This is a genomic window from Proteus vulgaris (genome assembly GCF_011045815.1).
In the GTDB taxonomy this organism is placed as follows: domain Bacteria; phylum Pseudomonadota; class Gammaproteobacteria; order Enterobacterales; family Enterobacteriaceae; genus Proteus; species Proteus vulgaris_B.
The window spans coordinates 3,011,305-3,027,166 of the sequence record NZ_CP047344.1 but is presented as its reverse complement, the minus strand read 5'-3'; the positions used below and the strand labels follow the sequence as shown (position 1 = coordinate 3,027,166).

Sequence of the window (15,862 nt, the reverse complement as noted above, 5' to 3'; positions counted from 1 at the left end):
GCTCTAGGCTTCCCGTTTGTGTCTGACGAGTTGAACATTATTTAAAGTCAGCGTAAGGGATCAGAGGATTTGGCGGTAAATCTAAATCTCCGTTCCAGCCATCAAATGAATAACGTAAATACATTAATGCATGGCTAGGGGTATAGTTTTTAGCTTGTTGAATATCGATAGCTGCGCCAATAAACCAATGCGATGTAATGCGATGTTCAACTAATGCTCTTGCGGTATAGCCAACGCCAGTACCTGAGTCACCTTCATCAACCGCATTACGCTCTTGATAATAAAGTTTCATCATTTCTTCTCGATCTTCAGGACTAAGTTCATTCATATAGCGATTAAACTTATCGACGGAGACGAGATTTTGTAAGGGGTAGCGTTTTCTGTCATCAGTTTGGGAGTAAGACCAAGAAACGGAGCCTGATAATTCCCAAGACCAGTTTTCAGTGCGTTCACGATAATTAATCGGTATTCCCAAAGAAACATATTTTTGAGGACTATAATAACCACCTTGACCTAAGGTATAACCACTTAAATCTTTATCGTAATGCCAAAGCATTGAACTTAATCCTACGGAAACCCGACGATTATTTTCATTGATAATTTTATAATAGTAACCCCCCATTCCTCGGATACTACTATTATCTTCAACGTTTTTACCCGTGAGTTTATCAACAGAAACTTCCCCCCAGTAACCGTCTTTTCCGCCAAGATCATAACTTCCACTCAAACGGATGCCTGTTCTTCTTACACCACCCCACGTTTGGTTTGTCCAAATATCTCGTTGTCCACCAAAAGCAAGTAAAGAGCTATTAACTGGGCGACGATGAATATCAAGAGTCCAACCCACATTAAAAAGATCATGACTATAGGCAATTTTACCAACCCAGTCTGTCACTTCAAAACCTAATGGTGTTGTACCCAGATCCCACTGCCATTGTCCATTTTCCCAACCAATTGCAGGGCTAACACCAAAGGCTTTTTGCTCCAGAGGAGAACAGCCTGTACGGTAACAAGTTCCAAATTTAGAGTCATAAGGTGATGTACCAAGTTTACCGCTATTGAGATTGACTAAATCTGCTCGCCAAAAAAAACGGCCATCATAAACAGGATGATCAAGTTGTAACATCGTAGTGTGAGCACGTAATTTTGAATAACCTTCACTTCCACTAGAGCCCCAATAATCATGTTCTAGTGTAAAACGCCATTCTTGCTGACGATAGAGTGATTCAGCATCGGCACGTAAGCTTCGAGATAACCAATTATCTTTTTCGTCATTACGCATTAATGTGGTGTATTCACTATTATCGTTGGGCAATTTATCTGTTATTCCGTCTTTGATCATGGCTTGTTGATAATAATAGTGGGCTTGCTGATGGTGTTGTCCATCACGCTGAAAACGTGCAATATCGCGTAACACTAAAGCGTCAGCACTCTCCGGCTCTTTCTCAATTTGTTGAGTTAAATACGCAAAGTAATGTTGTGCTTTTTCTGTATTACCCACCTCTTTTTCTGCATTAGCAACACGTCTAAGAGAATTGCTATTAAATTGGTTGGGTGAAAGGGTTTCAATTTTAGCAAGATAATATTTTGCCTGTGCTTTCTTCCCTTGCTCTAAGGCAATATCTATTGCACCTAACAATGCAGTTTCATTGTTGGGCTCTAAATTGAGTGCGGTATGATAATAACTTAAGGCTTGTTCCTGGTTATTTCGTTCTACCGCCCAATTTGCTAATAGTAAATAAGTTTGAATTTTTTGCTCTGGTGGAATATGAGCAAAAAGATAATCAACGGCTTGTTGTTCTTGTCCTTTTGCACGTAAAGATTCAGCATGTGCAAATATTTCACCAGAACGTAATCGGCTATCTAACGCTTTCATACTTTCACTACGTTGAGATAAAGGAATTGTTTTTAGCGTATCAAGAGCCTGTGTTTCTCGGCCTGTTTTGTTCAGGTATAGCGCATAAGCATAAAGGCGAGATGCATCATTAGGGAGACGACGATTTAATTGATTAAAATATTCTTCAGCTACAGTGGTTTGCTGTGTCATTAATAAATCATCAGCAAGACGATAAATATTCCAAACATCATTAGGATAATCTTTAGCGATTGCTTTACGTTTTTCAATGGCACTTAGATATTGCTCTTTATGCTCATCATCAGCAGCTAAATCTTGTCTGATACCTGAAATGATATAGCTATAATCTTCTGCCAAATTTTTATATTGTCTTGGCGTTAAATGGGAAATAAATTGTTGTGCTTTTTCATGGGACTGTTGGCGATAAAGTTTCGCTAAACTATGTAAAGTAGCGGGATGATTGGGTTGATATTTTAATGCCTGTAAATAATATTTTTCCGCTACCTCTAATTGGTGTTGCGCAATAGCGATATCACCTAAGCCAAGATAAGGTTCACTTTTATAAGGGCTTAATTTATTAAGTTGATTGAAATAGCGCTCAGCTGTTTCATAATCTTGTATTAATAGGGCATCATCAGCTTTAGAAACCAAATACCAATATTGATTAGATTGCAACATTGTTTGCCATTGACCACTATTATCATGATTTGGTGCTAATTTTAACGCCTGAGAAAGATAATAAATTGCGGCACCACGTTGATTAGCACGAGAATAGCGGATACCTAAGGCACCTACAATGTCAGCATTATCAGGCTGTTGGCGTGCTTTTTGCTTCAATGTAACAAGAGGCAATGACGAAACATCAGATTTAGGCTTTATGCTTGCCATACGACTTGTTGTTGCCATTATTGTTTGTTGCTGATAAATACCCGCTATTTTTGCATTTTGAGAGTATTGCCGATAAACATGATTAAGTCGGTCTATTTTATCCTCGTGTGAGGATTGCATTAGCACTTGGATATATTCTAGCGCTAAGGTTTCATCAGGTGGCATTCCCCGATAGATTTCATCGTATAAAGTTAAGGCATCATCATAACGCCCAGCGGTGCGATAAAGCTGGGCTCTTTGTAGTTTTTGCCGATTTTCATCTGTTGTTAATGATAACGTTTTTATTGCACGCTGATATTGCTCTGATTGTGGAAATTGAGTACCTAATTGCGTAAATAACAGTTGTGCTTTTGCACTGTCTTTCTGTTTTACAGCAAACTGAATTTGCATTAATAAGATATTAGGATCATTGGGTTTTATTAAAGATAAACGATGTAGCGATTGAGCCACTAAAGCTTCATTTCCTGTGGATGTCCCTAATCTCACTTGCTCTTGCAAAAAGGCTTCAGTTGTTTCTTCACTGGCTTGTGTGACAGGCAAGAAGCCTGTCAGCACAAAAAGAGCAATAATAGATCGTCGATGCGAGTGACCAAAATGCCACATAGCCTTAGTCCTTAGCCGCTAAACGACGTTGGCTTCTTATTTTCATTGCTCGCCAAATAAGAAGAGAGACAAGAATAATACCAATGATTGCTGCTAAACCAAGCCAGACTGGGTGAGAAGCAAAGACATACCAAACTTCCTCCCACCAAGGTAAGTAACCTACATAATAAGTATCACCAACACGTAAGCTATTAACGCCAGATTCTCTGACTAATACCACGGATCCATGCATTGCATCACGTTTACCGCTATCACTGATAGCTTCATTTAATAGCTTGTAACCTTGTGTACTATCAGCTAATAGTGCGACCACGCTACGTTGTGAAAAGAATGGTGATTGGAATCCGATAATGGCTCCCATTGATCCCTTAGAAGTTAATGAGATCCGACTATCAGGACGTTTATCTGTAGGTTGATAGCTAGTATGGCTAAATATGCTGATTTCACGAGAAGGCAATGTAATTTCACTACGCGCCTTATCAATCAATACGTTCATCTGTTTGTCATTATTTAATGCGGGTGGAATAGTCCCAATGAGGAGTAGGTCCGCATCCCTTTTTTGCAACTCTTCTAATGAATCAGTTAGTGAAACATTAAGCGCTGGGTAGCCTGTTTGAGCACCAATATTCCCTGTAGAGACCAAAAGAGTCGATAACTGAGTCGGAGACGGTTGCTGATTGACAAAAATGAGTGTTTCAGAAAGGTCGGCATAACGGCTAAATGGAAAACCTGCGTGGCTGTAAACACGTAAATCAGGTAAAGCGATATAATGTCGATAATCACCTGTAAAATTAAAACTGGATAAATCATCAATAGCAACAGCGTTTGGAACAGGTTGATAAGTAATACATTGCTCAGTTGAACCTCCCGGTATTGGATTAGTGTAATCAAATGCAAATGTAATTTGGTTACGTTCACCTAATTTTACTGCAGGGATATTCAATAAATTTTTATGCTCAATCCAGCCTTGAATAAGTGGTAAGTAAGCAATAACAAGATTGTCTTTTTTATCTTTTTCGAGAGGATAGGACTTAATAAAATGGTCATTTACTGAAATAGACATACGCGAATTATCTTGAAATGCAGGCGTGGTATAGCGATAACGCAATTGCATTTGTAATCCCGTATTATTAAACATAAAGAGATCAGGAGGTAAGGTCATATTTAACGTAATAGGATTAGGTTTTAATCCTCGTGATTGCAATTGACCTTCATAATCTTGTAACGTATTAAAATAAATAGGTTTATTTAATTGAACCCATTTTGGTGCATCGTAAGGTTCGCGAGGAATAAGCTTTTCTACTTCATTGATAGTGACAACATTTCCTCTGAAAATAACTTGCCCACGAGCAATACCATTTACTGCAGTGATCAAATCATTATCATCACGTCCCATAATCAGAAGTAATTTGATATAAGGATTTGTTGGATGAGTCAGCATTTCGATAGTGGGAGCATTAACATCAGCATGCTGTTTTAAAAATTCAGGTTTTTGTTTATTGGTCGCAAAAACAATACTGTGTTGATTTGGTAATGCATCATAAAACACAGGATAATTTTGCTGACGCCAATCGACTTGAGTACCAAACCAAGAGGTGAGTATTGCAGCAGCTTTTTGTTGAGTGAGGTTAGGTGATTGGCTGAAAACCATCGGTAGCGTTATTGAACCGAAATCACGGCTATCAAAGAATGGCTCAGGAAAATGAGCTAATTCATTACTTAAACGGAGCGACTGGAAGGTCAGATTTAATTGGCTACTTTTACTGACGTCAAGCCAAAGCGTGGTATTAGCTTGATTTTCACAAATCTCACGATAGTGACCAATAAAAGAGAGTTTTATATGGTTGAAATCTTGAATGAAAAGCGGATCAATCGGTAGGGTGATTTGATTTTTCTTACCTAAATCTTCTGGTTTTAGAGTAATAACACCCATCATTTCATCGTTTAAATAAACATTAAGATGAGATTCGACAGGAAGCAACGATGGCGAAGGCGTAAATTCTAAATCTAGGGTCGCTTTTGAAACATATTCATCACTCCGTACACCAAATTCTAAATAGCCATCTGGGCTGACTCCAGTTAAATGAATAGCGCCATAGCTAGGGGCTGTATTTGCAAATTTCAGTGTTTTTTGGCGCACAGAAGGCGCTATATCACCAGACGACAATGGTGTATTTGTTGGCTCTGCTTGAGAAATAACTTCAGATGCTGCTTCAGTTATTGTGACCGGTGGCACTGAAGTATTCGTTTGCACTTCTTGCGTTTCATCTCCATGGACTGAAGAAGTCAGCATAAATAAGGCAAGTATGAGAAAACGTTTTTTCATTATTGTTACCCAATGATCTTATTGTTTATTAATAAATTCCCAAAAAACGGAGTTTTTCCTTTAAGACTGATGAAATATTTTTGAAACATTAACGTGTTGAGGGAGTAAAGATGAAAGCCACAGCAAAAAGAGGCCGAGTAGGCGGAAAGTGGCATAAATAAAGTAAGGTGCCCGTTTTAACAAGGTGTTATAGCCTTGCATACTGATGAAAATAATATTTTTGAGACTATTTAAAGGCTTATCTATAGGAAGATCGTGTTGCCAATCAGCCCAGGTATCAGCTCTATCAAAGGTACAAGCTGTAAAATCAATGGCTTTTTGCGTAGTCATTTCAAGTAGTTGCAACCCAATAATTTGCCCATCAATACGTGAAATACTGGCTTTAAAAGCATGCTCTCGCTGGTTTTGGCTCAAGAGTAGGGTGATATTTTCATTTTGAGGTAAAGAGAGAGTGATATTATTAGGTAATAAAATTGCACAGCTATTATCAGAGAAATCATAGAGATAGCATCTATAGAGAGCACCGTTGTTTAACAACAACATAGCCGGAACTTTGACTCTAACGCGAGGAAAACGACGTTGTTGTTTAGTTTCAACAGAAACTGCAATTGCAACACCCAGTAAGACAAGGTTATAGCAAACCCATATTAGACACATAACAGTCGCCCAAACTTCGTCAGGGTCGCCAGTTGCTATACGCCAAAAAGCAAACAAAATACCTAATAAATTCAGATTGAAAAAGATTAAGTAAGGGCGATTAATATTCCAATCAACAAACCCTTCTTCCATCACTCCGCCTTTTTCAGTAACGTTAAATTTGCCTTTATATGGGGAAAAGAGGGTGCTTAATACAGGTCGAGTGGTGTACCACGCTAAAATCGTTTCATAGACTTCACCCCAAAATGAATGGCGGTAAGCACCTTGTAATTTCGCACTTGCCAGAGATATGTGGATCAAGTACGGCACAACATACAAGGCGATAGCGATGGCGGGTGCATAAATGATGTAGGCGTGAAAAATAAGAAATGTCAGGGGGGCTAGTAAGAAAATCATACGAGGAATGCCTGAGAAAAAATGCAACATGGCATTTAAATAACAGAGGCGCTGTGGAATGCTTAGTCCTTTACCAAATAGAGGATTATCAAGGCGGAATATTTGTACCATGCCTTTTGCCCACCGAATACGTTGTCCGATATGTGCCGATAATGATTCAGTTGCTAGCCCAGCAGCTTGTGGTATACGGATATAGGCAGATCGCCAACCATGGCGATGTAAACGTAATGAGGTATGTGCATCTTCGGTGACAGTTTCAACGGCAATACCGCCAATTTCATCTAGTGCTGTGCGGCGTATAACTGCACAAGAACCACAGAAAAACGCAGCATTCCAAGTATCATTTCCATCTTGAACTAACCCATAAAATAGTGTGCCTTCATTTGGTGTTTCACGGAAATTCCCTAAGTTACGTTCAAATGGGTCGGGTGAGAAAAAATGGTGAGGTGTTTGTACTAATGCCATTTTTTCGTCTTTTAAAAACCAACCCATCGTAAATTGTAAAAATGAACGTGTTGGAATATGGTCACAGTCAAAGATAGCGACAAACTCGCCAGTTGCTTGTGTTAACGCATGATTGATATTACCTGCTTTGGCAAAGTCATGTTTTTCACGCGCGATATAACGAATACCTACTTCTTGTGCAAATGCTTTAAATTCAGGACGATTGCCATCATCAAGTAGATAAATAGAGAGTTTATCTTTAGGCCAATCTAAATTTAAGCTGGCATAAATAGTGGGTTTAACTACTTGCAGATCTTCGTTATAAGTGGGGATAAAAATATCGACACTTTGCCATTTTGTAATATCTTCAGGCATGGAAACGGGGTTTCTATGCAGTGGCCAAATACATTGCATAAAGCTGAGAAATAGCACACACCATGCGTAAGTTTCAGCAAGTAACAGCAGTAAACCGCAAAAAAGACTAAAATTATCAACCCAATACAGCGTAGATTGATAACGCCACCAGATATATCGACATGCAATGGTAAGTGCCAACATAATCATGGCAATGGAGGCAAAACGGCCAGGGATCTCACGGATCGCTAAAGCTACTAACCAAAGAACAACTACAAAAACAAATTGGAAAGTGAGATCAAATGGTTGAGTAATGCTTAGTAAAATAAAGAAAATAGCTAAAACAGCAATGGCAGAGTAAAGCAGATATTGCCAAATGGAGGTGTTCTTTTTCTTGTGTTGAATGAGTTCAATTGCAATAGGTGAAACCTGAACAAAGAATTTTTTGTACAGCTTTCGGATATGGGAAATAAATTGGGTTGGTTTTTTCACCAATAAATACCCAATGTAATGACATGTTAACCAAATGCTTTGTAATAAATAGCGCAAAGGATCGAAAATTTTAGGGCAACGAGGATTAATATGAGGAAATAACTCACGCTGTTTTTTGGCTATTTTTCGCCAAAAAGGTGATTCCATTCGTAAAAAAATCCACATAATGCCGATAAATAGCTCATTAACAATGGCTGCGCTACGAGAGGCTCCGTTATGGCGATAGAATTTGTAATAACGAATAAGAATGTGTCGTGGCACATTATTTTCTGTTTTTTTCTTGGTATCGAAAGATGATGGCATTATGGCTGTCCTTCTTTCCTCGCTAATAACGGAATACACCATTGGGTTAGTTGTGTGATTTCTTCAACTAACATGCAATTGGCTCGATAATCATATAAAGGTAAACGTGAGGCACACGCTTCTAATGACGCTTCATCTCGATGAAGAACCGCAGGGCATAAGGGAAAAGAGGTAGTTTGCCAAAATTGATAAAAATCTTGGTGAACTTGGCTAGTTGCTCGAAATTGATTAATGAGTATGTACTCATTTTTACCAAATTCATGTTGATTTAGGCGGATATGGCAGTTGCTTTCAGCCATTGCAACAGTGAAAAAAATAGCCGCTTTTTCTATCCAAGGGGTAAATAACGTATCTTGTGTATGTTGCAAGTCCATTAAAATAATGGCGTCTGGATGCAGTTGAATAAAGGATGATAAAAAGTGATTGAAATGCTGTTTTGCTGAAAATGATAACTGTAAGAGTAAATTATCCTTCGTGTTAACCAAACCAAAAGGTAAAACTTGATAGTGTGGTCGATAGTTAAAAATACACTCCTCTATGGGGGTTTGTGCCAATAATGCCTGACTTAATGTAGTCATTTTTTGCTGTGCAGGGAAATAAAAAGACAAAATACTTTCAGTGCAATTATCAATAATAAGCACTTTTTTATTTTGTTGATTAAATTGCCGAGCAAGAGCAATTGCAGTGGATGTTGTACCCACTCCGCCTCGTATCCCTTTTAATACAATAAGTGGCATAATTAGCCTCATTTAGTCATGTAATGAAATGCATTGAGTAATGGCCATCGATAAATAAGCGCACTATTTTCTTCTTCTTTATTAATATCCTGATAGTGATAGTTATTTAATGAAAATAATTTTTTTAATTTATCGATGTCATTATTTAGATTATTTTTTTCTATTTTTATATTTAAGTTAATAAAAGTTTCATTTTTCATTTTAATAACCTCCAGATAAAAACAAAACAAAACAAATTCTTTCCAGGATTAAATTCCCGGCAAAAGAATGTTTAATTAATATTGCTTGCTAATTATTTAAAGTTTCCAATTTAGAATATGCTTTAAAAATAATTATTTCAATTACGTAAAAATACATAAAATAGATATTTATTATCTTTTTTTTGTAATAGCAGTTATTGGTTTTTCTTTTTAATTCGTATTTTATTTTTTTGAATAATGGATTTTTCAAATAATGATAAAATGAGTTTAACTGCAAAATAAGGTAAATAAAAAGAATTGTAAATTAGTTGATTATAACAATACATTAAATTATTTAATTATGACGATCATTATTGTATATTGATTTTAATCATTTTTAACAAAAAAATTTTTATATGATAATCATTTTTTGATTATTTTTGTTTTTATATTAAGGGGTTTGTTTTTTTATTGTAGTGAGTATTTTTAAATTGTTATTAATTGTTGTTTATCTGTTGTTTATTTTGTTTCTATTTAGAAATATAAAAATAAGATAACTCTGTCTTTTATTAATCAATGAAAATAATGCATCATTTTTAAAAATAGTGACTATTATATAAATAGAAGCTTGAGTGTTTTCTTTTAAATTCCGACTTAAATTAGTTGGTTTTTTATTATTATATTTTTTATATAAGAGACTAGTGATTGTCTGGTTAATTTATTTTTTCTTTTTTATTTAGGGGTTTTTACTAAGTGGTTAAATAAATATTCTCTTATAACATTATTTAGTAGTTAATTTAATATCAGAAGTAATAAAAAGACAGATATGAATCATCATATAACTGTCGAGTTGGATTTATTTATACTAATAAGTAGGAAATCAAAATGAACAAGTCTAATTCAACCCAATTCGATTTTTTACATTACTGGCATGGGTTGGGAGCATGGAATTTCTATTTTTTACTAAAGTTTGTTTTACTTTGGTATGGTTATTTAAATTTTGATGCTTTTAGTAATCTACTTTTCCTCGCATTTTTATTGTTTCCATTACCTAAAAATATTTGGCATAAAATGCGTAATTGGATTGCTATCCCTATCGGAATCATTTTATTTTATCATGATACATGGTTGCCCAGTTTTTCAACGGTATTGGCGCAAGGTGGTCAACTTAAGCAGTTTTCGTTTGATTATCTTGTCGAATTATCCGTTAATTTTATCAACATTAAAATGATCGGTGTTGCCTTTATTTTGCTGGTGGCTTACCTGTTTATTGAGCAGTGGGTAAGGGTTTCTGTCTTTATCATTGCGGGGGTGCTTTGGTTAAATATTGGAGGGTTCACTCATTTTTCACAAGGTATGGTGCCTGCTGTTTCAGCAAATAGTTTTACCCAAGAAAATAGTGTCAATAATGAGATAAGTAGTGAACAGGTCAGCGAAATTGAAGTGTTACCCGCAACCGTTGGATCTCCAATTGCCACGCCTGTAGCGCCTGAAGTTATCACGAAACCTGTAGAAAAAACAGCAATGGGAACGCTTTATCCTCCCCAAAAACATCAGTTTAATAATAAAGTATTAAATGATTGGTTAACTCAATTTTATAGCTATGAGAAAAAACGCATAACACCATTCCCCGCGCAGTTGTCTGCAGATGCTCAACCTTTTGATATCTTAATTATTAATATTTGTTTACTTTCAACAGCGGATGCCGCTGCTGTAGGCCTACAAGAGCATCCTATTTGGGGAAATTTTGATGTGCTATTTAGTCACTTTAATACCGTCTCTTCTTATAGTGGCCCTGCATCATTAAGATTATTACGTGCTAGTTGTGGTCAGACTCAGCATTCCGATTTATATGATCCGACCGATACACAATGCTTGCTAATGGACAATTTATCTTCGTTAGGATTTGCAAAGAAATTGGTACTCGATCATAACGGGAAGTTTGGTCATTATCTTCAAGAAGTTCAGCAACTTGGTAATCTTAATATCGCTTTACAAGATCAAAAAAATCTTTCTCATCAAATAACAGCCTTTGACGGCACTAAAATTTATAATGACAAAGAGACGTTGATGCGTTGGTTGCAAGGACGTGAACAATCAAATGAGAGTCGTAGTGTGACGTTTGTGAATTTAGTGTCATTACATGATGGTAATCGTTTTGTAGGGGAAAATAACACCGCTGATTACGGTAAACGAGCCAGCACTTTATTAGACAGTTTAGATAATTTTATGAATGAGTTAGATAAAAAAGGAAGAAAAGTGATGGTCGTCATTGTGCCGGAACATGGCGCCGCTTTACAAGGTGATAAAACACAGATGTCAGGTTTAAGAGACATTCCTAGCCAAAGTATTACCACAGTACCTGTCGGTATTCGTTTTACAGGGATCAAAGATAGAGCACAATTTTATCCACCTGTAATTGTTGAAGAGCCAAGTAGCTATTTGGCCTTGTCTGAATTTATCTCTCGTAATGTTAATGGTGATGTTTTTAATCAATCTTCTATTGATTGGAATGCATTAGCCAGTGAATTACCTCAAACAGCCAATGTTGCAGAAAACCAAGCTACCATTGTGGTTGATTATCAAGGTCAGTCTTATATCAAGTTAAATGGAGGTGAGTGGATTAATTACCCTAACTAGCTTGTTATAAAAAATCATTTCATTATAAGTCTATGTTCTCGTTTTCTCCTTTTGAGATCCCCGTGTTGATTGCGGGGTTTTTTTTATGGATTTAGAAATAAAGAGTAATAAAAAAACCACATCTCAAAGATGTGGTTTTATCAAACAGTTAATAGCGTGATGTTATTGGCAGAGGATTATTTTAAACCAGCGGCTTCACGTAAGATTTCTGCTTTATCTGTTGCTTCCCACGGGAATTCAGGGCGACCAAAATGGCCATAAGCCGCAGTTTTTTGGTAGATTGGGTGCAGTAAATCTAGCATTTGAATTAATCCGTAAGGACGTAAGTCAAAGAATTCACGCACTAACAGAATAAGTTGTGTTGTTGGGACTTTTTCAGTACCAAATGTTTCTACCATAATTGATGTTGGCTCTGCCACACCGATTGCGTAAGAAACTTGAATTTCACAACGATCTGCTAAACCAGCAGCAACGATATTTTTAGCAACGTAACGTGCAGCATAAGCTGCTGAGCGGTCTACTTTCGATGGATCTTTACCAGAGAAAGCTCCGCCACCGTGACGTGCCATACCGCCGTAAGTATCGACAATGATTTTACGACCCGTTAAACCACAGTCACCCATTGGGCCACCGATAACAAAACGACCCGTTGGGTTGATGAAGTATTTAGTTTGCTCATTTAACCATTCTGCAGGCAGAACAGGTTTGATGATCTCTTCCATCACCGCTTCATGCAGGTCTTTTTGTGAAATATCTTCAGAATGTTGAGTTGATAATACAACCGCATCAATACCAACAACTTTATTGTTGTCATATTGGAAGGTAACTTGGCTTTTCGCATCAGGACGTAACCAAGGTAAAGTGCCACTTTTACGTACTTGTGCTTGACGCTGAACTAAGCGGTGAGCATAAGTAATTGGTGCAGGCATTAATACGTCAGTTTCGTTAGTCGCATAACCAAACATTAAACCTTGGTCACCGGCACCTTGTTCTAAAGGATCTGCTCGGTCAACACCTTGGTTGATATCTGGTGATTGTTTACCAATCGCACTGATAACTGCGCAGGAATTAGCATCAAAGCCCATATCGGAACTGGTATAACCGATTTCACGAACGGTATTACGTGTAATTTCTTCGATATCGACCCAAGCTTTGGTGGTAATTTCTCCGCCTACCATAACCATGCCTGTCTTAACGTAAGTTTCGCAGGCAACGCGTGCTTTTGGATCTTGTTCTAAAATTGCATCCAGAACAGCATCAGAAATCTGATCTGCAATTTTATCTGGATGACCTTCTGAGACTGATTCAGAAGTAAATAGGTGTGTAGTCATTATATCTTGTTACCTTAATACAAACGGTTTAAGGATGGATGTTTTAACATCTAGACGTCTATTTTATGACTCTTCTCTCTTTAATTCCAGCTTTTTTTAATCAAATATAGGGATAAAATAGAATCAAACAGTTAATCTTATTTTTTATTGCGTGCTATTTACTGATGATAAAAGATCGAAAATAAGAAAAAAAAGGTTTTTGTGCATTTTGCTTTTGCATTTTATGTTAACTACAGGTATAAACTCGCGGTTACTGTGAAATCTGAGCACAGTGTAAACCGCAGAATTTCTAATTCTGTTTCTCTGTTAGGGAAATGGCTTATAGGTTTAAGCCATGTGTGGAGTGAATGGGTAATGATCCATTGTCTACAGGTTAGTCTTTTCAAAAACCAAAACAGCACTCGCCAATACTATACTCGTAGTATATCTAGAGTGATTTCCTCTCTGAGCTCTTTCTCTTTAGAGCGAAGTTGTCTGTTACTTGCCAATAGGTGATTGTGTTAACTAATTAAAGGTTAACTCAAGAACTTTCTACTATTATGTCCTGCGAATAGCTGGATAATCATATAAAAATATATAGAGAGTCATTACTTCCAACTGTTATTTATCAGTCGTTTCAGATTTTTGTCAGATAATTGACTACTATAGTGACAGGCAAGGTATAAACTCATACTCCCTAAGGAGAATGTCATGAATGATAACATCGCTCGTAAGATGCAGCAGACCTATAACATTGCATATTGGGGGGGCGGTTACTATTTAGCGAACAATCGAGGAAATATTAGTGTTTGCCCTAATCCTGATGTTCCTGATGCCACTTTTGATTTAACCGAGTTGGTTAAACGTGTTCAAGAAGAGCAAGAGCACCTGCGCTTACCCGCGCTTTTTTGCTTTCCTCAAATATTACAGCATCGTTTACGTTCGATTAATGCGGCGTTTCATCGTGCGCGTGAATCTTATGGTTATAAAGGTGACTATTTTTTAGTTTACCCAATCAAAGTAAACCAACAACGTCGTGTTATTGAGTCATTAGTTAATGCAGGAGAGCCTTTAGGTTTAGAAGCCGGTTCTAAAGCTGAATTAATGGCCGTGCTTGCTCATGCCAATATGACAAGCTCTGTGATTGTGTGTAATGGTTATAAAGATCGTGAGTATATTCGCTTAGCACTTACAGGCGAAAAGCTTGGGCATAAAGTTTTCTTAGTGATTGAGAAAATGTCTGAGATAAAAATGGTACTCGAAGAAGCTGAACGTTTAGAAGTTATTCCACGTTTAGGTGTTCGCGCTCGTCTTGCTTCTCAAGGATCGGGTAAATGGCAGGCAAGTGGTGGTGAAAAATCAAAATTTGGTTTAGCTGCGACGCAAGTTCTGCAATTAATTGATATGTTACGCCAAGCTGATCGCTTAGAGAGTCTGCAATTACTGCATTTCCATTTAGGTTCACAGATGGCGAATATCCGTGATATCGCAACCGGTGTTCGTGAGTCAGCGCGTTTCTATGTTGAGTTGCACAAATTAGGCGTCAATATTCAATATTTTGATGTAGGTGGCGGTTTAGGTGTGGACTATGAAGGTACTCGTTCACAATCTGATTGCTCGGTTAACTATGGCCTTAATGAATATGCAAATAATGTTATTTGGGCAATTGGCGATGCGTGTGATGAAAATGATTTACCGCATCCAACTGTGATCACCGAATCAGGTCGTGCGTTAACTGCACATCATACTGTATTGATTTCTAATGTTATTGGTGTTGAGCGTAATGAATTTACCGCGATTACGCCACCTGAGGAAGACGCAGCAAGACCAATCGCTAGCCTTTGGGAAACATGGGAAGAGATGCAAACCAAAGGGCATAGTCGTTCATTACGTGAATGGTTGCATGATAGCCAATTAGACTTGCATGATGTGCATACTCAATATGTTCATGGCATGTTAAGCCTGACAGAGCGTGCATGGGCAGAAGAGTTATATTTAAATATCTGTCGTCGTATCCAATACGATTTAGATCCAAGTAACCGTGCTCATCGCCCAATTATCGATGAGTTACAAGAACGTATGTCAGATAAGTTCTATGTTAACTTCTCTTTATTCCAATCTTTGCCTGATGCATGGGGTATTGATCAATTATTTCCTGTATTACCAATTGAAGGGTTAGATAAACCACTAGATCGTCGTGCGGTACTACTCGATATTACGTGTGATTCAGATGGTATTATTGACCATTATGTTGATGGTGATGGCGTTGAAACAACGATGCCTATGCCAGCTTATGATCCTGAATACCCACCTATGATTGGCTTCTTTATGGTTGGGGCTTATCAGGAAATTTTAGGCAACATGCATAATTTATTTGGTGATACTGCTGCTGTTGACGTTTATCTTGATGAAAAAGGGGATCTTACTTACGTTCAAAGCGAAGAGGGCGATACCGTTGCCGATATGCTTCAGTACGTTAAGTTAAATCCAACGGTGTTGTTAGATCGTTTCCGCACTCAAGTAAAAAATGCACAGTTAGATGAAGCGTTGCAAGAACAATTCCTGACTGAATTTGAAAGTGGTTTATACGGTTATACGTATCTGGAAGAAGAAGAGTAATTCTTAACTTTCCAATACAGGAGTGATGTTATCAAACATCACTCTTTATCTATCATATT

Annotated in this window: 8 protein-coding genes; 2 read left to right on the top strand and 6 right to left on the bottom strand. The window is 37.3% G+C overall.

The annotated features are described in order from the left end of the window. Positions 1 to 37: 37 nt before the first annotated feature. Genes bcsC through bcsR form a run of 5 tightly spaced genes read right to left on the bottom strand, consistent with a single transcriptional unit; the run spans position 38 to position 9,255 of the window. Entirely contained in the window at positions 38 to 3,346 is a 3,309-nt protein-coding gene (bcsC, locus tag GTH24_RS14260; protein WP_072069290.1) for a cellulose synthase complex outer membrane protein BcsC, read from the bottom strand. 4 nt (positions 3,347 to 3,350) lie between these two features. After that, a complete protein-coding gene (bcsB, locus tag GTH24_RS14255) occupies positions 3,351 to 5,672 on the bottom strand; it encodes a cellulose biosynthesis cyclic di-GMP-binding regulatory protein BcsB (RefSeq protein WP_115350684.1) in 2,322 nt (773 codons plus the stop codon). A gap of 60 nt (positions 5,673 to 5,732) precedes the next feature. Continuing rightward, on the bottom strand, positions 5,733 to 8,318 hold the full coding sequence (gene bcsA / locus GTH24_RS14250) for a UDP-forming cellulose synthase catalytic subunit (RefSeq protein ID WP_072069289.1): 2,586 nt from the start codon (positions 8,316 to 8,318) through the stop codon (positions 5,733 to 5,735). Continuing rightward, positions 8,318 to 9,055 carry a cellulose synthase operon protein YhjQ/BcsQ gene (locus GTH24_RS14245; protein ID WP_115350682.1) on the bottom strand — a complete coding sequence of 246 codons (738 nt, stop codon included), beginning with the start codon at positions 9,053 to 9,055 and terminating at the stop codon, positions 8,318 to 8,320. The genes bcsA and GTH24_RS14245 overlap by 1 nt, the downstream gene beginning before the upstream one ends. Positions 9,056 to 9,063: 8 nt before the next feature. Further along, complete coding sequence (bcsR, locus tag GTH24_RS14240; protein ID WP_164526549.1) at positions 9,064 to 9,255, bottom strand: cellulose biosynthesis protein BcsR; 192 nt, start codon at positions 9,253 to 9,255, stop codon at positions 9,064 to 9,066. Between the two features lie 864 nt (positions 9,256 to 10,119). Between bcsR and bcsG the strand changes: the two genes are divergently transcribed. Beyond that, positions 10,120 to 11,874, top strand: coding sequence for a cellulose biosynthesis protein BcsG (gene bcsG / locus GTH24_RS14235; RefSeq protein WP_164526548.1), 1,755 nt, complete (start codon positions 10,120 to 10,122; stop codon positions 11,872 to 11,874). A 176-nt stretch (positions 11,875 to 12,050) separates the two neighbouring features. Here bcsG and metK read toward each other — a convergent pair whose 3' ends face one another. Next, the gene (gene metK, locus GTH24_RS14230) at positions 12,051 to 13,205 is read right to left on the bottom strand and encodes a methionine adenosyltransferase (RefSeq protein WP_072069285.1); all 1,155 of its coding nucleotides are present in this window, start codon (positions 13,203 to 13,205) and stop codon (positions 12,051 to 12,053) included. 690 nt (positions 13,206 to 13,895) lie between these two features. Between metK and speA the strand changes: the two genes are divergently transcribed. Next, positions 13,896 to 15,803, top strand: coding sequence for a biosynthetic arginine decarboxylase (gene speA, locus GTH24_RS14225; protein ID WP_072069284.1), 1,908 nt, complete (start codon positions 13,896 to 13,898; stop codon positions 15,801 to 15,803). Positions 15,804 to 15,862: the final 59 nt, after the last annotated feature.